This window comes from Pseudomonas sp. JL27(2026) (assembly GCF_056933555.1).
Genome location: NZ_CM167794.1, coordinates 5,964,974 through 5,983,234, shown reverse-complemented (window position 1 = coordinate 5,983,234; position 18,261 = coordinate 5,964,974). Strand labels below are relative to the sequence as shown.

Genomic DNA, 18,261 nt, shown 5'->3' with positions numbered 1-18,261 from the left:
CCTCACCACTGCGGCCACTCGGCGAGGAGCCCGACATGTCTGTATCCGATTCTTGCCTGGGCTATGGCCTGGGTTTACGCAGCGCCTATTACCAACAGATTCTTGAACAGTTGCCGGCCGTGGACTGGTTCGAGATCGTTTCCGAGAACTTTCTCGTTCAGGGCGGTAAAGCCCTGTACTACCTGGACGCCATCGCCGAGCGTTATCCGCTGGTGATGCACGGCGTCTCCCTGTCCATCGGTGGCCCTCACGCCCTTGACCTGGACTACCTCAAGCAACTCAAGCAATTGGCCAAGCGGGTTCAGCCCGCCTGGGTTTCCGACCATTTGTGCTGGAGCCGTGGCAACGCTCATCAACTGCATGATCTGCTGCCGCTGCCTTACACCGAAGAAAGCCTGACGTACGTGGCCGACCGGGTTCAGCAGGTGCAGGACGTGCTGCAACGGCCATTGGTGCTGGAAAACGTCTCCAGTTACGTCCGTGCTGCCCATGACACCTTCAGCGAATGGGAGTTTCTTGCGGCCCTGAGCCAGCGTAGCGGCTGCGAGTTGTTGCTGGACGTGAACAACGTTTACGTCAGCTCACGCAATCACGGCTTTGATCCCTGGACGTTCATTCAAGGCCTGCCCGCCGACCGTATTCGTCAACTGCACCTGGCCGGACACCACGACTATGGCGACTACGTGATCGACACCCATGACCATCCGGTGAGTGATCCGGTGTGGGCGCTGTACCAGCGGACCCTCGAACACGTGGGCCCGGTGGCGACATTACTTGAGCGCGATGATCACTTTCCGCCCTTCGAAGCACTTCTGGCGGAGCTGGAGAAGGCTCGCGAGCTGGGAGATAAAACCCTCACACGGAGGCTCCTATGCGCTTGAACGAATGGCAACTGGCCTTTGAAGACTACCTGCTCGGCGAACAACCCACGGCGAGTCTGCTCCTGGGGCAGAGCCTGATTGGTGGCCCGACCCTGGACGTCGAGACCGGTATGGCGATTTACCACAATGCCTATCTGGCTCGGCTGCAAGAAGTCATGCGCAGTGATTTCCCGACCCTCTGGCACTGGCTCGGCGATGATGAGTTCGAGGCCCTGGCGGCGGCGTACCTGCGCCATTCGCCGTCATCGAATGTCAGCCTGCGCTGGCTGGGCAAAGGTTTCGAGGCATTCATCCGCCAACACCTGGTGCCTGAATACGGTGGACCGCTGGCGGAACTGGCCGCGCTGGAATGGGCATTTACTCTGGCGTTCGATGCGCCTGATCTGGCGCCATTGACCCTGCAAACCATGGCGAGTCTTCCACCTGCCGACTGGCCGTTGCTGCAAGTCAGCCTACGCCCTTGCGTGCAGTGGCTTGCGTGCCGCCACAACAGCGTGGCGTTGTGGCGTGCAGTGAAGGATGAGGCGGACTTCCCCGAGAGCCGGTTACTGGACTCGCCTCAGGTGTGCCTGATCTGGCGGGCCGAGCTGGTTTGTCATTACCGAAGCCTGTCAGCCGCTGAAGCCGATGCCTTGAATGGCATGGTCAACCTGGGCTGGAACTTCGCCGAACTGTGCGCAGAGTTGGCAGGCATCTATAGAGAGGGCGCGCCACTTCAAGCCGTTACCTGGCTGAAACAGTGGGTTCAGGATGGCCTGTTAGCACGCTGAGAGTCTGTGGATGAGGAGGGCAAGTCGGTAGCCTGCTAATTTTTCAGGATGGTCTACCCTCATTTCAGACGTCTGAAACAAGGGGGATTTTTCATGCTCGTGCAACTTCCACCGGCCTTACAGAACCTGCAGCTACCGCTTCGCCTGCGACTCTGGGATGGCCATGAATTTGACTTGGGCCCTGCGCCCAGCGTCACGATTGTGGTCAAGGACCCGCAATTGGTTGCCCAGTTCACGCGCCCCAGCCTGGACCTGCTGGGGGCAGCGTTCGTCGAAGGCAAACTCGAACTGGAAGGTTCAATCAGTGACGTTATCCGCGTCTGTGATGAGTGGAGCCAGGCGCTGCTGGGTGAGGATGACACTCAGCCATTGCGTGCGGTCCATGACAAGGACACCGACGCGGCGGCCATTTCTTACCATTACGACCTGTCCAACGCGTTCTATCAACTCTGGCTCGACAGCGATATGGCGTATTCCTGCGCTTACTTCGAGACCGGCAGTGAAACCCTGGAACAAGCCCAGCAAGCCAAATTCCGCCATTTGTGCCGCAAGTTGCGGCTGCAACCGGGGGACTATTTGCTGGACGTCGGGTGCGGTTGGGGTGGATTGGCACGTTACGCGGCGCGAGAGTTCGGCGCGAAAGTATTCGGCATCACCCTGAGCAAAGAGCAGTTGGCGTTGGCCCGTGAGCGGGTGAGTGCTGAAGGCCTGGACGATCAGGTCGAACTGCAATTGCTCGACTACCGTGATCTGCCGCAGGACGGTCGCTTCGACAAAGTCGTGAGTGTCGGCATGTTCGAGCACGTCGGCCACGCGAACCTGGCCGAGTACTGCCAAACGCTGTTTGGCGCGGTGCGTGAGGGCGGGTTGGTGATGAATCATGGCATCACGGCCAAACACACCGACGGTCGGCCCGTCGGGCGCGGGGCAGGCGAATTCATCGAACGTTATGTTTTCCCAAATGGCGAGTTACCACACCTGGCGATGATTTCCGCCGAAATCAGCGAAGCCGGGCTTGAGATTGTCGACGTCGAAAGCTTGCGCCTGCACTACGCGCGCACGCTGGACCATTGGAGTGAACGCCTGGAGGACAACCTAGAAGCCGCCGCCAAACAAGTGCCGGAGCAAACGCTGCGGATCTGGCGGCTGTACCTGGCTGGTTGCGCGTACGCGTTTGCCAGGGGCTGGATCAACCTGCACCAGATTCTCGCGGTCAAGACTCACCCCGACGGCAGCCATGAATTGCCGTGGACCCGGGACGACATCTACACCCCTTAAAGGATCGGCGAGATCAGCCGGGCGACCCGCATGCCAAGCTGTTGCAGGCGGTGGGTCTGCTGGCTTTCCTCTTTGGCAATCTCGCGGGCCAGGGCGAAGTCATCGTTAAGCATGTGCTCGACCTCGGCAGCGAAGTCGCTGTCGACGGTCAGCAGCATCACTTCGAAGTTCAGGCGGAATGAACGGTTGTCCAGGTTCGCACTGCCAATGGCGGTTATTTCGCTGTCGATCAGCACTACTTTCTGATGCAGGAAACCCGGTTTGTAACGGAACATGCGTACGCCAGCGCGTACCGCTTCGAAGGCGTAAAGGCTGGACGCGGCATAGACGATCCGGTGATCGGGGCGCGAGGGCAGCAGGATGCGCACGTCGACGCCGCGCAACACGGCCAGGCGCAACGCAGCGAACACCGCTTCGTCGGGGATGAAGTAAGGGCTGGTGATCCACACCCGTTCCTCTGCCGCATGGATGGCTTCGACAAAAAACAGCGAGCAGGTTTCGTAAGGGTCGGCCGGGCCGCTGGCGAGCAATTGGCAGAGCACGCCGTCTTCCGGGAAGGTGTCCGGGAGGATCAGCGGCGGCAGTTCCCGTGCGGCCCAGAACCAGTCTTCGGCGAACGACTCTTGCAGGCAGGCCACCACCGGGCCGCGAATATGCACATGAGTGTCGCGCCACGGAGACAGCGGTGGCTTGGCGCCCATGTATTCGTCGCCGACGTTGTGCCCACCGACAAACCCGACCACGCCGTCCACCACCACGATTTTGCGGTGGTTACGGAAATTGACCTGAAACCGATTGAGCCAGCCGCTGCGGGTGGCGAAGGCTTTGACCTGAACGCCGGCATCGAGCAATGGCTGAACGTAAGTATGGGGCAGGGTGTGACTGCCAATCCGGTCATAGAGCAGGTAAACCGCCACGCCTTCGGCGGCTTTTTCCATCAGCAATGTTTGCAGGCGGCGGCCGAGTTGGTCGTCATGGATGATGAAAAACTGAATCAGCACCGCTTCGCGGGCGCTGCGGATGGCGTCGAAAATTGATTCGAACGTGGCCTGGCCATTGATCAGCAAGCGCACTTCGTTATTCGCCAGGCACGGCATGAGCCCCAGTTTCGGCATGGCTCGCAGTGCGCCATAGGCTTGTGAGGCGCGGGCCGTCAGGGCTTCTTCAACCCACGGTCGCCAGTTAAGGTCGGCAATGGCCTTGCGCATTTCTTCGTTGGCCTGGCGCCGCGCCTTGATGTAGGCGTCGAAGGTGCTGCGTCCGAAGATCAGGTAGGGAACCAGTGTCAGATAAGGAATGAATACCAGCGACAAGGCCCAGGCAATCGAGCCTTGGGCGGTTCTGACGGTCAACACAGCGTGAATGGCGGCGATCGTGCCCAGTGAGTGGATGAGCGCGATCAGGTAACCGAAAACGTGTGGGCCAAAATAATCCATGGGGCAGCCTTGCTCCTGAAGAATTAATGCCTAACAGACCATGTTCCATGGTGAATGTCGCTATTTAATTCACCATGCAACCGAAGTAGATTGGCGACGTCTAACGGCCACAATCGATCCGGAGTTACTTCATGAATATTCGTCTGCTGGGCCTGGCCATGGCTGTTGGTTTGTCGCTTCCTTTGGCCGCTCAGGCTCAGATGTTGCAACCGGGTTTGTGGGAATTGACCTCAAGCAACATGAAAGTCGATGACCAGAACCTGCCGGACTTGCAATTGATTCTGGCCCAACTGGGCAGCCAGATGACGCCGGCACAAAAGGCCGCACTGGAGAAACAGGGCATTACCATGGGCGGTAAGGGGATTCGGGTCTGCCTGACTCAGGCCCAGGTTCAGACCGACACCATTCCGTTGCAAGATCCGCAGTCTGGCTGCAAGCAGCAGATTACTGACCGCACCGGTAACCAATGGAAGTTCCGCTTCAGTTGCCCTAAAGCCCAGGGCGCGGGTGTCGCCACATTTTTGAATGACCGGGAGTTCAATACCACGGTCAATGGCACGTTCAACGCCACGGGCATCCAGCAGAAGGGCAGCATGGACACCCGTGCCGTGTGGCTTGGTCAGGATTGCGGAACGGTCAAGCCCCGGGCCTGATATGCAGGGAGGTCACGCCTTGCCGGGGGCAAGGCGTGTGCCTTAAGAGTTGAGGCGAGCCTGAGCGTTCAGCCACTCGGCGATTTGTCCGATTTTCATTTCCCCCAGATCTTCACCTGTGCACGTCCGGGCACTGACAAACCCGCCCGACATTTCCTTGTCGCCGATCACCAGTAGGCACGGCACGCCGTGTTCACGGTGGTGGCGAATCTTGTGGCTGATTTTCTCTTTGCGCAGGTCGCCATTCACGCGCACCCCGGCGCGGCGCAGTTCGTCGACCACCGACTGTGCATAGTCCGCCTGACGCTCATCAATGTTGACGACAATGGCCTGTTGCGGCGCGAGCCAGGCGTCGAGTTCCTGTTGGTTTTCCCAGCACCCGCCGTAGATCCGTTGCAGCGGCGCGCCGTTGCGGGTGATGTGGGCCAGTCGAAACGCTTGCAGAATGGCCGTCGAGGGAATGTGCGGGCCGTGGCACAGGTCTTCGAAGTTTCCCAACGAATACAACCACAGGCAGTCATCTTCGGGCAGGGTACGAATCAGTTCTGCCTTGTAGTGCTCGCCCAGTGCGATGAAGAACGCCAGGACCTTTTTCCATGGCAGTTCGCGACGGCGGATGGTGTGATTGGTCGCCGCGAGTTGATGCATGCGCGCTTCGATCAGCAGAAGATCAGTGGTGGTGAAGGCGCGGTCATAAGCGAACTCATAGAAAAAACCATCGCCAAGGGCAGAACCTGCCAGCAGTTGCGCACGTGGATACACCTGCTTGACCGCCATGGCCAGCAACAGCGCGCAGGACCTGCGCACGATTTCCAGGCCTTCAGGCTCACGCGGGGTGATGATGCTGACACGTGCGTCCTGCTCCAGCATGAAATCGCAGTCCACCTGCACGCCGTTCACCCGTCCCGCGACTGCTGCCCTGGCCAGGCCGGGGCTGATGCTGGCGGCCATTTCGTGAATGGACAGTGGCTGGTCGTACTCGCGCAGCGAACCGTCGGGGAGGGTGATGTGAATCATGGTGAGCGTTCCTGGCTACGGCAAAAAAAGACTGATTTAACGCATGAACCGCAAAGGCAAACCCTGACAGTCGTCATATAGACGTTCGGCATGCCAGGCAATTTGCCCCGATACCAGCGTGGTGCTCACGCTGTGGCGAAAACGCCGTCCGGCAAAGGGTGTCCAGCCGCACCGGGCGAGGATTGGTTGCCGTGAAACCGGTTGGCCATCGGGTTCGGGTTTGATCAGCACCAGGTCGGCCCAATAGCCTTCACGCAAATATCCGCGATCAGGAATGGCAAACAGATCGGCCACCCGGTGGCTGGTTTTCGCCACCAGGGTTGTGAGTGGCAGGAGGTTGTCGGCCACCAGTTCGAAAAGTGCAGGAAGGGCGTGTTGTACCAACGGTAAACCAGATGGCGCGTGTTGGTAAGGCCGTTGTTTTTCAGCCCAGGTGTGAGGGGCGTGATCACTGCCGATCACGTCGATCCGATTGCCCGACAGCGCCTGTCGCAAGGCGTCGCGGTCGGCCTGGGTCTTGATCGCCGGGTTGCATTTGATCAGGTTGCCCAAGTGTGGATAGTCGCGGTCATCGAACAGCAGGTGATGCAGGCAGACCTCGGCAGTAATGGATTTTTGGGCCAGTGGTTTGTCTTCGAACAGCGCCAGTTCCCGGGCGCTGGTCAGGTGCAAAACGTGCAGGCGCGTACCGAAACGTTTGGCCAGGCCCACGGCCATCGACGATGACGCGAAGCACGCTTCGGCATTGCGAATGAGCGGATGGGCGGCGGGGGAAATGTTTTCGCCGAACCGTTCGGCAAACTGCCGTTCATTGGCCAGGATGCTGGGCGTGTGCTCGCAATGAGCCAACAGAAGGGTGGGCACGTGGGCGAACAGTTTTTCAAGGACGCGTGGATCGTCCACCAGCATGTTGCCGGTGGAGGCCCCCATGAACACTTTGACCCCGGCCACCTCGCACGGATTGAGCGCGGCAATGGTGTCGAGGTTGTCGTGACTGACGCCAAAGTGAAAGCCGTAATTGGCCACCGAGTGAGTGGCCGCCCGACGTTTTTTATCGGCCAGCGCGGCGAGGGTCAACGTCGCCGGGCGGGTGTTGGGCATGTCCATGAAACTGGTAATGCCACCTGCTACGGCAGCCCGGGACTCGGTATAGAAACTGCCTTTGTCCGGTGCGCCGGGATCACGGAAATGCACTTGGTCATCGATCATGCCGGGCAGTAGCCATTGGCCTTGGGCATCGATTTCTACCTGGGCGTTCTCGTCTTGAATGCTGCTGGCGATTTTTACGATGCGGCCGTGGTCCACCAGCAGATCGCCGTCGAACTCGCGACCTTCGTTCACCAACCGGGCGTTGCGGATCAGTACGCTGCCCATGCTCAAAACTCGTTCTGCAGGGCTTTGTAACCGCGCACCAGGTCGACATTGGTGCGGGCCACGTCTTCGGAAAACTCCGAGGCGCTGATACTCACGGGAGGGAACTGCGACAGGTCGGTTGCCGGCCCGATGCGGGTGGTGGAGGGTACGTAGAAGTCGTTCGGTAAATCCCGGCCATCGACCACGGAGTTGTGCCGCACCACGCAACCGTCGCCGACCGCACAGTTGAACAGCACGCTGTTGAACCCGATGAAGACCCGGTTTCCGACACTGCACGGTCCATGGACGATCGAGCGGTGGGCGATGGACGTGAACTCGCCGATGGTCACCGCCGCGCCGGATTTGGAGTGGATAACCACGCCGTCCTGGATGTTCGAATTGGCGCCGATGGTGATCGGTTCCATGGCACCTGAGTCATCCACTTCGTCGGCGCGAATCACTGCGTAGGGCCCTACGAAAACGTTTTCGCCGATCACCACCTTACCGCAGATGATCGCGGTTTTATCGACGTAGGCGGATTCGGCAATCATCGGCAAATCACCGGAAGGGTTCTTACGGATCATTGGGTCGCACCGTCCCAGCGACTTTCGGCCACTGCGTCATGGGCGTGCAGGCTTTCGGCGTGAACCACGCGCAGGTGAAATGCGCGGATGCCGGGGGAGCGCTTCAGCGCGTGATTCAAGCGACGTGCGGCGTCTTCGCAGAACATCAGGTTCTGGCCGTTGGCCAGGGCGAATGCCTGTTCGTCGGCACGCTTCACGGCGGTCTGAACGGCGGTGCCGAGCGCGGCCTCAGCGTCATTGATCACGGCAATCAATGGCAGCTCGTCCAGGAAGTCGTCCAATTGCAGTTGCAAGTGCGCGGTGCTGCGTTGGCTATGGGGTGTCGCAATGATGCCTTTTGACGAGCCGAGCCAAGCCAGAACATCGGCGTGTTGCAGCGCAGGGTTAGCAAAGTCGTCAATGAACTGCTGCTGAATCAGTTGCCTTGAGAGCGCGGCAGAGCATGGGCATGTGGACGAGTAAGGCACCTCTATTTTGAGTTCCACGTGGAACATTGCGTTTTCGAGACGCGCTTCAATGCTGATCGGATAGGTTTTCCAGCCGGCCAATGGGCTGACCAAGGCGGGGCGCTTCAGCAGCAAGTCGGCATGAATGCGCAGGTACGCGGTGTTGGATAAACCGTGATGGCTGTCGAGAAAACGCTGCAGGACGTTGCGTAAAAGAGCAGGGCTGAGGTTGCCGTGCTCCAGCGCTTCCAGCGCCAGGTACAACCGCGACATGTGAATGCCCCGTGCATCACCGTCATCGAGACTGACACCCGCATCGGCCTTTGCGCTCAAACGCTGGCCTTCGAATACAACAGGAAGAGCAATCCCGCACATGCCCACCCACTCCAGTGGCAGGGCTTGGCGTGAGGCCTGCGCGGCGATGTCCGGCAGAGTCAACGCATTCATGAGGAGGTCCATCGTTGGAGTTGATCTTGAATGTTATAGTATAACAATAAAAGCAACGATGCTTATTTCATGAACGGGTCTTCATCATGCACAGACGTCAATTGCTGAATCTGATTTTGGCCAGCACAACGCTGGCGCTGCCGTTTACGGTGTCGGCCACGCAAATTCGCAATGTCCGGCTCTGGCGCTCAAATGAAAAGCTGCGCCTGGTGTTCGATCTCAGTGGGCCGGTACAGTACAAAACGTTCACGCTGACGGCTCCCGAGAGGCTAATTGTCGATGTGAGCGGCGCGCAATTGAGCGGCGACTTGAGCCATTTGGTGCTCGCCAACACTGTGATTCGTTCGATTCGATCCGGGAATTTTGCTCAGGGTGACACGCGAATCGTCCTCGACCTTGGTGGTCCGGTTCAGACCAACAGCTTCCTTTTGCCCGCGCGTGATGGGCAGGGCGATCGCTTGGTGCTTGACCTCATGAGCACCGCGTCCCAACCCATTGTCGCGCCTGATACAAAGGTTCCACGTGAAACATTGGTCGATGCCAGGCATCCCAAGCGCGACATTATTGTGGTGGTCGACCCTGGCCACGGTGGTAAAGATTCTGGTGCAGTGGGGGCAAACGGTGAGCGTGAGAAGGATGTGGTGCTGTCCATCGCACAGCTGCTGGCCAAGCGGTTGAAGCGTGAGAAGGGCTTTGACGTGAAGCTGGTTCGCAACGACGACTTCTTCGTTCCGTTGCGTAAGCGCGTTGAAATTGCCCGCACGCACAAGGCTGACATGTTCATTTCGGTGCATGCGGATGCGGCGCCACGACTCACCGCTTCAGGCGCTTCGGTGTACGCCTTGTCAGAGGGCGGCGCGACGTCGGCCACGGCGCGCTTCATGGCGCAGCGCGAGAACGGCGTCGATCTGCTGGGCGCGACCAGTTTGCTCAATCTCAAAGACAAGGACCCGATGCTCGCCGGGGTGATTCTCGATATGTCGATGAACGCCACCATCGCCGCCAGTTTGCAGCTCGGTAACACGGTGCTGGGTTGCCTGGAAGGGATTACCACGCTGCATCAGAAGCGTGTGGAGCAGGCTGGGTTTGCGGTACTCAAATCACCGGATGTGCCGTCGATCCTGGTGGAAACCGGCTTCATGTCCAATGCCCGTGACCGTCAACGGCTGGTCACTGCGCGCCATCAGCAGGCGGTGGCGGATGGTTTGTTCGAGGGGTTGCAGCGCTATTTCCAGAAAAATCCGCCGATGAATAGCTACATGGCGTGGCAACAGGCGCAGCAAAAAGTGCAGGCCTAGCAGCCTGTGATTCGGCTGCACGTGAATTTACCGCTGGCGCCGCCCGAGCTGGAAAACCGGTTGAGCGTGGTCCATCCCACACGACGGCTGTAGCCCACCCATGCTTCACCGTCAGATGCCAAACCGGTGAAGAACGTCAGCTGACCATAGCGGCTGTTGGTCTGTGCCCAGTAACGTTTACCGATCACTTCAAACCCCCGCAGATACGTCGTGCTGCCCGCCGTGGCGACGCTGTAGGCGTTGCCGTTTGCGTCGATGCAGGCCAGCAGATTGGCGCTGCGTGTACACGTCGCCAGGTTTGGAACCTGCGCATAAATGTCAGTCGCTGCGAACAGCAGAAAGCTCAGCAGCGTGCATTTCAGGGCATTGTGCATGGCGATTCTCAGAGGGTTAGCCAGTTCAGCATCCTGCGCTTTAACACGGTATGCAACAGGGGGTTGGCTTCTTTGCGTTGTTATACTATAACATTAAAAGACAGCCCATCGCGTGACTCCCATGACTGAACAAGAACTCCTCGCCCAACCTTCAGCCCACTACATGGATGACGCTCAGCAACGCTTTTTCCGCGAACTACTGCTCGCCCAACGCAGCGAACTGCAAACACGCATCGCCCATGAGTTCGATGTGCTGCGCGAACAAGAACCCAACAGTGATCCCGCTGATGTTGGCAGCGCTGAAGAGCAACGCCAGTGGCAACTGCGCCTGCTGGAGCGGGAAAAGAAGCTCTTGGACAAAATCGACGAGGCCCTCGAACGCCTCGCGCGGGGCGAGTACGGCTGGTGTCGCGAAACCGGTGAGCCAATTGGCCTCAAGCGCCTGCTGCTGCGGCCCACCACCACCCTGTGTATCGAAGCCAAAGAACGTGAAGAGCTGCGCGAACGCCATCAACGGGCGATTTGACCGGCCACTCCTGATGAGGAATACCTGATGCCCAATCGTCTCCCCGTTACTGTGCTGTCCGGCTTTCTCGGCGCCGGAAAGAGCACGCTGCTCAACTACGTTTTGCGCAACCGCGAGAACCTCAAGGTTGCGGTGATCGTTAATGATATGAGCGAAATCAACATCGATGGCAGCGAAGTTCAGCGAGATGTCAGCCTGAACCGCGCTGAAGAAAAACTCGTTGAGATGAGCAACGGCTGCATCTGCTGCACCTTGCGCGAAGACTTGCTCGAAGAGGTCGGCAAACTGGCCAAGGACGGTCGTTTCGATTACTTGCTGATCGAGTCCACCGGCATTTCAGAGCCCTTGCCAGTGGCGGAGACCTTCACCTTTCGTGACGAGGAAGGCCAAAGCCTGGCTGACATTGCACGGCTCGACACCATGGTCACCGTGGTTGATGGCATGAATTTTCTACCCGATTATCAGGCTGCCGAAAGCCTGGCATCACGCGGTGAAACCCTTGGCGAGGAGGACGAGCGCTCGATCACGGATCTTTTGATCGAGCAGATCGAGTTCGCGGACGTGATCCTCATCAGCAAGATTGATCTGATCAGCAGCGCTGAGCGCCAGGAGTTGATCGCGATCCTGGAGCGACTCAATGCAACGGCGCGCATTATCCCGATGGTCATGGGTGAAGTGCCGCTGAAAGAGATCCTCAACACCGGCCGTTTCGACTTTGAAAAAGCCGCCCAGGCACCCGGCTGGCTGCAAGAGTTGCGCGGCGCGCATGTGCCGGAAACCACGGAATACGGCATCGCCTCAATGGCTTATCGGGCGCGTCGGCCGTTCCATCCGCAGCGTTTTTTCAGTTTCATCAACCGGCCTTGGGTGAACGGCAAACTGCTGCGCTCCAAAGGGTTTTTCTGGTTGGCCAGCAAGCATCAGGACGCGGGCAGTTGGTCTCAGGCCGGTGGCCTGATGCGCCACGGATTTGCCGGACGCTGGTGGCGTTTTGTGCCGAAGCAGCAGTGGCCCCAAGACCCGGAAAGCGTCACCGCGATCATGGAAAACTGGACGGCAGCCAGCGGCGACTGCCGCCAGGAACTGGTGTTCATCGGTCAGAACATCGATTTTGCTCAACTCACCGCGCGCCTCGATACGTGCCTGCTCAGCGATGATGAAATGGCCCTCGGCGTCGAAGGCTGGGGTCTGATGGCCGATCCTTTCGGGTCGTGGCACGACGAGGCGGCAGCGTGATGTTGGCGCTGCGTTCAGTTCCACGTCAGGTGCAGGGCCAAACCCCTGATGTCTTCACTCAAATCCTTGCAGACGACGTCAATCTGGCCCTGTGGCAACGTCGGTTACCGGCCCACATTGCCGATTTTGGTGCAGTGCTATTGTCACTGAATGCACCGCTGGCAGAGTCTTTGTCATTGGCCATGCCGACCGATGATACAGAGCCCGATCTGCGCGGCCTGGCCTCAGGCTTCAGCGATCTGGTGGGCCATGAAGGCTTCATGGCCGACGTGTCATGGCTGGTCAGCGCCTTCGCGTGCTTGCTGGGCGCCAAGCGCATTGGTTTGCGGTTGCGGGTGCTGGACAAGGCGATGTGCCCGCGTTTTCACGTTGATCATGTGCCAGTGCGGCTGATCACGACCTACGCGGGCATCGGCAGCCAATGGCTCAGAGAGGGCGCACTGAACCGTAGGGCATTGAGTACAGAGGCTGCCGAGCCGCAGGACATTCAGCAGATGTTCGCTGGTGAAGTGGCGTTGCTCAAGGGCGAAAAGTGGCACGGCAACGAAGGATTCGGCTTGATCCATCGTTCGCCGCAACCGGCGCCCGGTGAGCGGCGGCTGATCCTCACGCTGGACTGGCTCGACTGATTCAGGGTTTGAGCCATGAGCCCTGGCTCTGGGTTTCGCAAAACGGCTTAAGGTAAGCCGCGTCGGTGGCCACGCCGTAATAGTGAATATCCTGCCGGTAAGGCATATTGGCCACTTGGGCGTTGCTGCACACGCCGAAGGCACCGCTGGGGCATTGATCGACGAATTGCACGTCGACATTCTGGCCGGCGAGGCTTGGCCGGCAGAAGCCGTCGTGGAACAGTTTGTCCGGAATGCTGCGGTTTTGCTGACAGACTTTCACGTCCAGCCGTTCGGATTGGCTATGGACCACGCAGGCCCCGGCCAGCGCTTCTCCACTGCCGAGTACTGCCAGCAAGGGCAGCCAGATCAAACGCATCCTTTATCTCCTTAGAAACCGCCGAACATGTTGCAGAACATACCCACACACGTCATTGCCGGGCCGTTGGGCGCCGGCAAAACCAGCCTCATCAAGCACCTGCTGGCGCAACGGCCGGTCGGTGAATGCTGGGCGGTGCTGATCAACGAGTTTGGCCAGATCGGGCTCGACGCGGCGCTCCTGACCACGGACGCCGATGGTATCGCACTGGGCGAAGTGGCCGGCGGCTGTTTGTGTTGCGTCAATGGTGCGCCGTTTCAGGTCGGCCTCGGGCGGCTGCTGCGCAAGTCACGGCCCGATCGTGTGTTCATCGAACCCTCAGGGCTGGGCCATCCTGCGCAGTTGCTCAGGCAATTGAGCGAAGCGCCGTGGCAAGGTGTGCTGGCGCTTCAGCCGTGCGTTCTAGTGCTCGATGCCCAGGCACTGGCCGCCGGAAAGCCGTTGCCCGCCTCACAACAGGACGCACTGCCAGGTGCGGGCTTGCTGGTACTGAACAAGGCTGAGCAACTGAGTGACGTGGATCGCCAGCGTATCACCGCACAGTTACCGGCCCGCCCGTTGTACTGGACGCAACAGGCGGTTTTACCGCTTTCGGAGTTGCCGGGGGGCAAGGCGCTGGCCGTTGCAGGTGTGGATAACTTCGTCGTGCCCAAAGGCCTGGCACAGATCCAGGCGATTTGGACTGATCCGAACGTGCCGATGTGCCTCAGTCAGCAACAGGAGGGCGGGTGGAGCATTGGCTGGCGCTTTCATCCAAGCTGCCGGTTCAACGCCTCGCGGGTTCAGGCGTGGCTCCAGAGCCTTGATTGGCGCCGGGCCAAGCTGGTTATCCACAGCGCGGAGGGCTGGGTGTCGGCCAACGCGCTGGATAACGCGGACTTGAACTGGCTAGCGAGTGAATGGCGTCAGGACTCGCGCATCGAACTGATTTTCGATGCGCCGCAAGCCCCCGAAACGCTGCAAGAGAACCTGATGAATTGTCGCCTGAACCCTGTCTGAAGCTGATCAGTGACGCGACTTGTTGTGATCCTGGCGCCACTGGCTCAACTCGATCACTTCAGCGCTGGGCACCACCGGTTTTTCCGCGAATGGAAACGGGTAGGGCGCCAGTTCGATCTGCGCACTGTGGGCACCGAACTGGGTGATGGTGCCCGCGTGGCGGGTTTCGCCGGTCACGGTAAACTCGAAGTTATACACACGGGCCAGGCGTTGCCGCCCGCTGGCATCCCTCACAAAGCCGATTTTCTTCAAGGCCACATTGCCGTCGAGCAACTCGATATCGAGTTTGGCGCAATGTTGCTTGACCCTTTCCAGTGCCCGCTCGCGCAAGCCATGGTTGTGCCAAAGCCACGCAGCGCCGGTCGCCAGCAGCATCAGCACGAAGATATTTCCAAGGGTCAGCATGAGCAGTGCTCCAACAAGTTAGCGTCAGCTTAACTGTGTCTCTGGTCTGTCGTACAGGCTGCGTTTAGTCGCATACTGCGCGGCTTGAATTTCAATCGGTTTACGGAAAAATCCCGCATGAAACGTACGCCTCACCTGCTCGCCATCCAGTCCCATGTGGTGTTCGGCCACGCCGGTAACAGTGCTTCGGTTTTTCCGATGCAGCGGGTCGGGGTGAACGTCTGGCCGCTCAACACGGTGCAGTTTTCCAACCATACCCAGTATGGCCAGTGGGCGGGTGAGGTGTTGTCGCCTCATCAGATCCCCGAACTGGTGGAAGGGATCGCCGCAATCGGCGAGCTGGGCAACTGCGACGCCGTGTTGTCCGGTTATCTGGGCAGTGCGGCTCAGGGGCGTGCCATTCTGGGCGGCGTTGCGCGGATCAAGGCGATCAATCCCAAGGCGCTGTACCTGTGCGACCCGGTAATGGGGCATGTGGAAAAAGGCTGCATCGTGCCGGCCGAAGTCAGTGAATTCCTGCTGGAAGAAGCGGCGGCGGTGGCGGACTTCATGTGCCCCAATCAGCTGGAGCTCGACAGTTTTTCCGGGCGTAAGCCGCAATCGTTGTTCGACTGCCTGGCCATGGCGCGGGCACTGTTGGCGCGTGGGCCGAAAGCCGTGCTGGTCAAGCACCTGGACTATCCGGGCAAGTTGCCGGAGGGCTTCGAGATGTTGCTGGTGACGGCCGAAGGCAGTTGGCACCTGCGTCGCCCGTTGCTGGCGTTTCCGCGTCAACCGGTGGGTGTGGGCGACCTGACGTCAGGGTTGTTCCTGGCTCGTGTGCTGTTGGGCGACAGCCTGGTCGAAGCCTTCGAGTTTGCGGCCGCCGCCGTGCATGAAGTGCTGCTGGAAACCCAGGCCTGCGCCAGCTATGAACTGGAGTTGGTGCGGGCCCAGGACCGGATCGCTCATCCACGGGTGCGGTTCGAAGCAACGCCGATCAGCCTTTAAGAGCTTCGCGGGCCAGTCGGTGCGGCGATCCGACTGGCCCGCGAAAGCGATCTAAAGGTTCGACGTCTCAGGCGTCGGCCTTGATCTCCTGATAACGTTTTTCCAGTTCCTGGCGGATCTGCCGGCGCTGTTTACCCTGGATGAAGCGGCGCTGGTCCTCGCTGTTTTGCGGTTGCAGTTGCGGCACCACGGCGGGTTTGCGCTGGTCATCGACCGCCACCATGGTGAAGAAGCAACTGTTGGTGTGGCGCACCGAGCGCTCGCGGATGTTCTCGGTCACCACTTTGATGCCGACTTCCATCGAGGTGTTGCCGGTGTAGTTCACCGACGCCAGAAATGTTACCAGCTCGCCGACATGAATCGGCTCGCGGAAAATCACCTGGTCCACCGACAACGTCACCACATAGCGTCCGGCATAACGGCTGGCGCAGGCGTAGGCGACTTCATCGAGGTACTTGAGCAGGGTGCCGCCGTGGACATTGCCTGAGAAGTTGGCCATGTCGGGGGTCATCAATACCGTCATCGACAGCTGGGCGTTTCCGGGTTCCATAGCACACTCACGGTTCAAGGCTGGTTGCGGGGGCACCTCTGTGGGTGCCTGGTTGGCTTTTCAAAACCACCGTTAACGGGACGCCGCGCCAGGGGCGACCGTCACGCATGGAACGATCTGTTTCCATATATTGCACCGCCTTTCTGTCGGAAGTCGCGGTGTTACCCTTCAAAAAGCCTGTCCCAAGGGCCTTTTCCTCTATCTGGTGACCCGCAACGACGTCTATTCAGCCCTTCGAAGGAGTCTCACGCCATGCATGCCATCAGTTTTATTCAGGACCTGGCAGTGATCATGCTGGTCGCGGGTGTGGTGACCATCCTCTTTCATCGGCTCAAGCAGCCGGTGGTTCTTGGCTATATCGTTGCCGGTTTCATCATTGGCCCGCACACGCCGCCATTCGGGCTGATCCACGACGAGCAAACCATCAAGACCCTGGCCGAACTCGGGGTGATTTTCCTGATGTTCTGCCTGGGGCTGGAGTTCAGCCTGCGCAAGCTGTTCAAGGTCGGCGCCACGGCGTTTATCGCAGCCTTCCTGGAAATCGTGCTGATGATCTGGATCGGTTACGAAATCGGCCGCTGGTTCGACTGGAGCACCATGGATTCGCTGTTCCTCGGCGCGATCCTGGCGATTTCCTCGACCACCATCATCGTCAAGGCCCTCAATGACCTGAAGATGAAGAACCAGCGCTTTGCACAGCTGATCTTCGGCGTGTTGATCGTCGAAGACATCCTGGGCATCGGCATCATCGCCTTGCTGTCGAGCATCGCGGTCAGCGGCAGCGTGAGTTCCGGCGAGGTGTTCTCCACGGTCGGCAAGCTCTCGTTGTTCATGATCGTCGCACTGGTGGTCGGCATCCTGCTGGTCCCGCGGTTGCTGGCGTATGTGGCGAAATTCGAGAGCAACGAAATGCTGCTCATCACGGTCCTGGGCCTGTGTTTCGGTTTTTGCCTGCTGGTGGTCAAGCTTGAGTACAGCATGGTGCTCGGTGCGTTCCTGATCGGTGCAATCATGGCCGAATCACGGCAATTGGTGAAAATTGAGCAGTTGATCGAACCTGTTCGCGACATGTTCAGCGCCATTTTCTTTGTGGCCATCGGGCTGATGATCGATCCACTGATCCTGCTGCAATACGCGTGGCCGATTGCGGTCATCACCGTGGCCGTGGTGCTTGGCAAGATGTTGTCCTGCGGCCTCGGCGCGTTTATCGCCGGCAATGACGGGCGCACCTCACTGCGGGTCGGGATGGGGCTGTCACAGATTGGTGAATTCTCTTTCATCATCGCCGCGCTGGGCATGACCTTGCAGGTCACCAGTGATTTTCTCTATCCCGTGGCGGTGGCCGTTTCGGCGATGACGACCTTGCTCACGCCTTACCTGATCCGCTTGGCGGACCCGTTGTCGTTGAAACTGGCGGCGGTGATGCCCCAGCGTCTGGGCCGGGTGCTGGGGATGTACGGCGAGTGGCTGCGCAGCATTCAGCCGCAGGGCGAGGGCGCGCTGCTGGCGTCGATGATCCGGCGGATTCTGTTGCAGGTCGGGGTTAATCTGGCGCTGGTGGTGGCGATCTTCTTTTCGGGCGGGTTCTTCGCCGAGCGCATATCTGCGCACTTGCAAGGCTGGATCAGTGATCCGAGCTGGCAGAAGGCGCTGATCTGGGGCGGGGCATTGCTGTTGTCGCTGCCATTTTTGATTGCGGCTTACCGCAAGCTCAAGGCGCTCTCGATGTTGCTGGCGGAGATGGGGGTGAAGCCGGAGATGGCAGGGCGTCACACACAGCGAGTTCGTCGGGTGATCGCCGAAGTGATCCCGATTCTCTCGCTGCTGGTGATTTTCCTACTGCTGGCAGCCTTGTCGGCCAGTATCTTGCCGACCAACAAGTTGCTGGTGCTGATCGCCTTGGTAGCCGCTGCGGTTGCAGCACTGCTGTGGCGCTGGTTCATCCGCATCCACACGCGGATGCAGGTCGCCCTGCTGGAAACCCTGGACAACCACAAGGATTCGTCCGTGCATTGATCGAGCGGGGCGTCA

General features: G+C 59.4%; 20 protein-coding genes. 11 read left to right on the top strand and 9 right to left on the bottom strand.

What is annotated here, in order from left to right:
- Nucleotides 1-35 precede the first annotated feature (35 nt).
- The 3 genes from bufB to cfaB all read left to right on the top strand — a co-directional run bounded on the left by bufB (nucleotide 36) and on the right by cfaB (nucleotide 2,929).
- Nucleotides 36-881, top strand: coding sequence for an MNIO family bufferin maturase (gene bufB, locus AC1Z1G_RS27475; RefSeq protein WP_483623739.1), 846 nt, complete (start codon nucleotides 36-38; stop codon nucleotides 879-881).
- The gene (locus AC1Z1G_RS27470) at nucleotides 872-1,651 is read left to right on the top strand and encodes an HvfC/BufC family peptide modification chaperone (RefSeq protein ID WP_483623738.1); all 780 of its coding nucleotides are present in this window, start codon (nucleotides 872-874) and stop codon (nucleotides 1,649-1,651) included. The genes bufB and AC1Z1G_RS27470 overlap by 10 nt, the downstream gene beginning before the upstream one ends.
- Before the next feature lie 93 nt (nucleotides 1,652-1,744).
- Nucleotides 1,745-2,929 carry a C17 cyclopropane fatty acid synthase CfaB gene (gene cfaB, locus AC1Z1G_RS27465; protein ID WP_483623736.1) on the top strand — a complete coding sequence of 395 codons (1,185 nt, stop codon included), beginning with the start codon at nucleotides 1,745-1,747 and terminating at the stop codon, nucleotides 2,927-2,929.
- Here the strand turns inward: cfaB and cls are convergent.
- On the bottom strand, nucleotides 2,926-4,365 hold the full coding sequence (cls, locus tag AC1Z1G_RS27460; RefSeq protein WP_483623734.1) for a cardiolipin synthase: 1,440 nt from the start codon (nucleotides 4,363-4,365) through the stop codon (nucleotides 2,926-2,928). The two genes, cfaB and cls, sit on opposite strands and share 4 nt — an antisense overlap.
- 131 nt (nucleotides 4,366-4,496) lie before the next feature.
- Between cls and AC1Z1G_RS27455 the strand changes: the two genes are divergently transcribed.
- On the top strand, nucleotides 4,497-5,018 hold the full coding sequence (locus AC1Z1G_RS27455) for a DUF3617 domain-containing protein (RefSeq protein WP_483623732.1): 522 nt from the start codon (nucleotides 4,497-4,499) through the stop codon (nucleotides 5,016-5,018).
- A 42-nt stretch (nucleotides 5,019-5,060) separates the two neighbouring features.
- Here AC1Z1G_RS27455 and AC1Z1G_RS27450 read toward each other — a convergent pair whose 3' ends face one another.
- Genes AC1Z1G_RS27450 through folE2 form a run of 4 tightly spaced genes read right to left on the bottom strand, consistent with a single transcriptional unit; the run spans nucleotide 5,061 to nucleotide 8,865 of the window.
- Complete coding sequence (locus AC1Z1G_RS27450; RefSeq protein WP_483623730.1) at nucleotides 5,061-6,035, bottom strand: His/Gly/Thr/Pro-type tRNA ligase C-terminal domain-containing protein; 975 nt, start codon at nucleotides 6,033-6,035, stop codon at nucleotides 5,061-5,063.
- Nucleotides 6,036-6,071: 36 nt separating this feature from the next.
- The gene (locus tag AC1Z1G_RS27445; protein ID WP_483623729.1) at nucleotides 6,072-7,409 is read right to left on the bottom strand and encodes a dihydroorotase; all 1,338 of its coding nucleotides are present in this window, start codon (nucleotides 7,407-7,409) and stop codon (nucleotides 6,072-6,074) included.
- Nucleotides 7,410-7,411: 2 nt separating this feature from the next.
- Complete coding sequence (locus AC1Z1G_RS27440) at nucleotides 7,412-7,972, bottom strand: gamma carbonic anhydrase family protein (RefSeq protein WP_483623727.1); 561 nt, start codon at nucleotides 7,970-7,972, stop codon at nucleotides 7,412-7,414.
- Entirely contained in the window at nucleotides 7,969-8,865 is an 897-nt protein-coding gene (gene folE2, locus AC1Z1G_RS27435) for a GTP cyclohydrolase FolE2 (RefSeq protein WP_483623725.1), read from the bottom strand. The genes AC1Z1G_RS27440 and folE2 overlap by 4 nt, the downstream gene beginning before the upstream one ends.
- Nucleotides 8,866-8,951: 86 nt before the next feature.
- Between folE2 and AC1Z1G_RS27430 the strand changes: the two genes are divergently transcribed.
- Nucleotides 8,952-10,163, top strand: a complete 1,212-nt coding sequence (locus tag AC1Z1G_RS27430) for an N-acetylmuramoyl-L-alanine amidase (protein ID WP_483623723.1) — start codon at nucleotides 8,952-8,954, stop codon at nucleotides 10,161-10,163.
- Here the strand turns inward: AC1Z1G_RS27430 and AC1Z1G_RS27425 are convergent.
- A complete protein-coding gene (locus AC1Z1G_RS27425; RefSeq protein ID WP_483623721.1) occupies nucleotides 10,160-10,537 on the bottom strand; it encodes a glutamine synthetase in 378 nt (125 codons plus the stop codon). The genes AC1Z1G_RS27430 and AC1Z1G_RS27425 overlap by 4 nt on opposite strands.
- Nucleotides 10,538-10,658: 121 nt before the next feature.
- Here AC1Z1G_RS27425 and dksA point away from each other — a divergent pair, with 121 nt between their 5' ends.
- The 3 genes from dksA to AC1Z1G_RS27410 are packed head-to-tail and all read left to right on the top strand — an operon-like array spanning nucleotide 10,659 to nucleotide 12,928.
- Nucleotides 10,659-11,063 (top strand): RNA polymerase-binding protein DksA, encoded by a 405-nt coding sequence (dksA, locus tag AC1Z1G_RS27420; protein WP_483623719.1) that lies wholly within the window; start codon nucleotides 10,659-10,661, stop codon nucleotides 11,061-11,063.
- Nucleotides 11,064-11,090: 27 nt separating this feature from the next.
- Nucleotides 11,091-12,299, top strand: a complete 1,209-nt coding sequence (gene zigA / locus AC1Z1G_RS27415; protein WP_483623717.1) for a zinc metallochaperone GTPase ZigA — start codon at nucleotides 11,091-11,093, stop codon at nucleotides 12,297-12,299.
- A complete protein-coding gene (locus tag AC1Z1G_RS27410; protein WP_483623715.1) occupies nucleotides 12,299-12,928 on the top strand; it encodes a DUF1826 domain-containing protein in 630 nt (209 codons plus the stop codon). The genes zigA and AC1Z1G_RS27410 overlap by 1 nt, the downstream gene beginning before the upstream one ends.
- A gap of 1 nt (nucleotide 12,929) precedes the next feature.
- Here AC1Z1G_RS27410 and AC1Z1G_RS27405 read toward each other — a convergent pair whose 3' ends face one another.
- A complete protein-coding gene (locus AC1Z1G_RS27405) occupies nucleotides 12,930-13,286 on the bottom strand; it encodes an NADH:ubiquinone oxidoreductase (protein WP_483623713.1) in 357 nt (118 codons plus the stop codon).
- A 27-nt stretch (nucleotides 13,287-13,313) separates the two neighbouring features.
- On the opposite strand from AC1Z1G_RS27405, the gene AC1Z1G_RS27400 reads away from it, so the two are divergent.
- Complete coding sequence (locus AC1Z1G_RS27400) at nucleotides 13,314-14,285, top strand: CobW family GTP-binding protein (protein WP_483623711.1); 972 nt, start codon at nucleotides 13,314-13,316, stop codon at nucleotides 14,283-14,285.
- Nucleotides 14,286-14,291: 6 nt separating this feature from the next.
- Here the strand turns inward: AC1Z1G_RS27400 and AC1Z1G_RS27395 are convergent, their stop codons facing one another.
- Nucleotides 14,292-14,690 carry a DUF3301 domain-containing protein gene (locus AC1Z1G_RS27395; protein WP_347902818.1) on the bottom strand — a complete coding sequence of 133 codons (399 nt, stop codon included), beginning with the start codon at nucleotides 14,688-14,690 and terminating at the stop codon, nucleotides 14,292-14,294.
- A gap of 117 nt (nucleotides 14,691-14,807) precedes the next feature.
- Between AC1Z1G_RS27395 and pdxY the strand changes: the two genes are divergently transcribed.
- Nucleotides 14,808-15,680 carry a pyridoxal kinase PdxY gene (gene pdxY, locus AC1Z1G_RS27390; protein WP_483623709.1) on the top strand — a complete coding sequence of 291 codons (873 nt, stop codon included), beginning with the start codon at nucleotides 14,808-14,810 and terminating at the stop codon, nucleotides 15,678-15,680.
- A 67-nt stretch (nucleotides 15,681-15,747) separates the two neighbouring features.
- On the opposite strand, the gene AC1Z1G_RS27385 is transcribed toward pdxY, so the two are convergent.
- Nucleotides 15,748-16,230, bottom strand: a complete 483-nt coding sequence (locus AC1Z1G_RS27385) for an acyl-CoA thioesterase (protein WP_347902817.1) — start codon at nucleotides 16,228-16,230, stop codon at nucleotides 15,748-15,750.
- Between the two features lie 252 nt (nucleotides 16,231-16,482).
- Here AC1Z1G_RS27385 and AC1Z1G_RS27380 point away from each other — a divergent pair, with 252 nt between their 5' ends.
- Entirely contained in the window at nucleotides 16,483-18,246 is a 1,764-nt protein-coding gene (locus AC1Z1G_RS27380; RefSeq protein ID WP_483623707.1) for a cation:proton antiporter, read from the top strand.
- The last annotated feature ends 15 nt before the right edge of the window (nucleotides 18,247-18,261 follow it).

Excerpts from the sequence above, each read along its gene's own strand:
- bufB (WP_483623739.1), top strand. The coding sequence starts at position 36 with ATGTCTGTATCCGATTCTTGCCTGGGCTATGGCCTGGGTTTACGCAGC.
- AC1Z1G_RS27470 (WP_483623738.1), top strand. The coding sequence starts at position 872 with ATGCGCTTGAACGAATGGCAACTGGCCTTTGAAGACTACCTGCTCGGC.
- cfaB (WP_483623736.1), top strand. The coding sequence starts at position 1,745 with ATGCTCGTGCAACTTCCACCGGCCTTACAGAACCTGCAGCTACCGCTT.
- cls (WP_483623734.1), bottom strand. The coding sequence starts at position 4,365 with ATGGATTATTTTGGCCCACACGTTTTCGGTTACCTGATCGCGCTCATC.
- AC1Z1G_RS27455 (WP_483623732.1), top strand. The coding sequence starts at position 4,497 with ATGAATATTCGTCTGCTGGGCCTGGCCATGGCTGTTGGTTTGTCGCTT.
- AC1Z1G_RS27450 (WP_483623730.1), bottom strand. The coding sequence starts at position 6,035 with ATGATTCACATCACCCTCCCCGACGGTTCGCTGCGCGAGTACGACCAG.
- AC1Z1G_RS27445 (WP_483623729.1), bottom strand. The coding sequence starts at position 7,409 with ATGGGCAGCGTACTGATCCGCAACGCCCGGTTGGTGAACGAAGGTCGC.
- AC1Z1G_RS27440 (WP_483623727.1), bottom strand. The coding sequence starts at position 7,972 with ATGATCCGTAAGAACCCTTCCGGTGATTTGCCGATGATTGCCGAATCC.
- folE2 (WP_483623725.1), bottom strand. The coding sequence starts at position 8,865 with ATGAATGCGTTGACTCTGCCGGACATCGCCGCGCAGGCCTCACGCCAA.
- AC1Z1G_RS27430 (WP_483623723.1), top strand. The coding sequence starts at position 8,952 with ATGCACAGACGTCAATTGCTGAATCTGATTTTGGCCAGCACAACGCTG.
- AC1Z1G_RS27425 (WP_483623721.1), bottom strand. The coding sequence starts at position 10,537 with ATGCACAATGCCCTGAAATGCACGCTGCTGAGCTTTCTGCTGTTCGCA.
- dksA (WP_483623719.1), top strand. The coding sequence starts at position 10,659 with ATGACTGAACAAGAACTCCTCGCCCAACCTTCAGCCCACTACATGGAT.
- zigA (WP_483623717.1), top strand. The coding sequence starts at position 11,091 with ATGCCCAATCGTCTCCCCGTTACTGTGCTGTCCGGCTTTCTCGGCGCC.
- AC1Z1G_RS27410 (WP_483623715.1), top strand. The coding sequence starts at position 12,299 with ATGTTGGCGCTGCGTTCAGTTCCACGTCAGGTGCAGGGCCAAACCCCT.
- AC1Z1G_RS27405 (WP_483623713.1), bottom strand. The coding sequence starts at position 13,286 with ATGCGTTTGATCTGGCTGCCCTTGCTGGCAGTACTCGGCAGTGGAGAA.
- AC1Z1G_RS27400 (WP_483623711.1), top strand. The coding sequence starts at position 13,314 with ATGTTGCAGAACATACCCACACACGTCATTGCCGGGCCGTTGGGCGCC.
- AC1Z1G_RS27395 (WP_347902818.1), bottom strand. The coding sequence starts at position 14,690 with ATGCTGACCCTTGGAAATATCTTCGTGCTGATGCTGCTGGCGACCGGC.
- pdxY (WP_483623709.1), top strand. The coding sequence starts at position 14,808 with ATGAAACGTACGCCTCACCTGCTCGCCATCCAGTCCCATGTGGTGTTC.
- AC1Z1G_RS27385 (WP_347902817.1), bottom strand. The coding sequence starts at position 16,230 with ATGGAACCCGGAAACGCCCAGCTGTCGATGACGGTATTGATGACCCCC.
- AC1Z1G_RS27380 (WP_483623707.1), top strand. The coding sequence starts at position 16,483 with ATGCATGCCATCAGTTTTATTCAGGACCTGGCAGTGATCATGCTGGTC.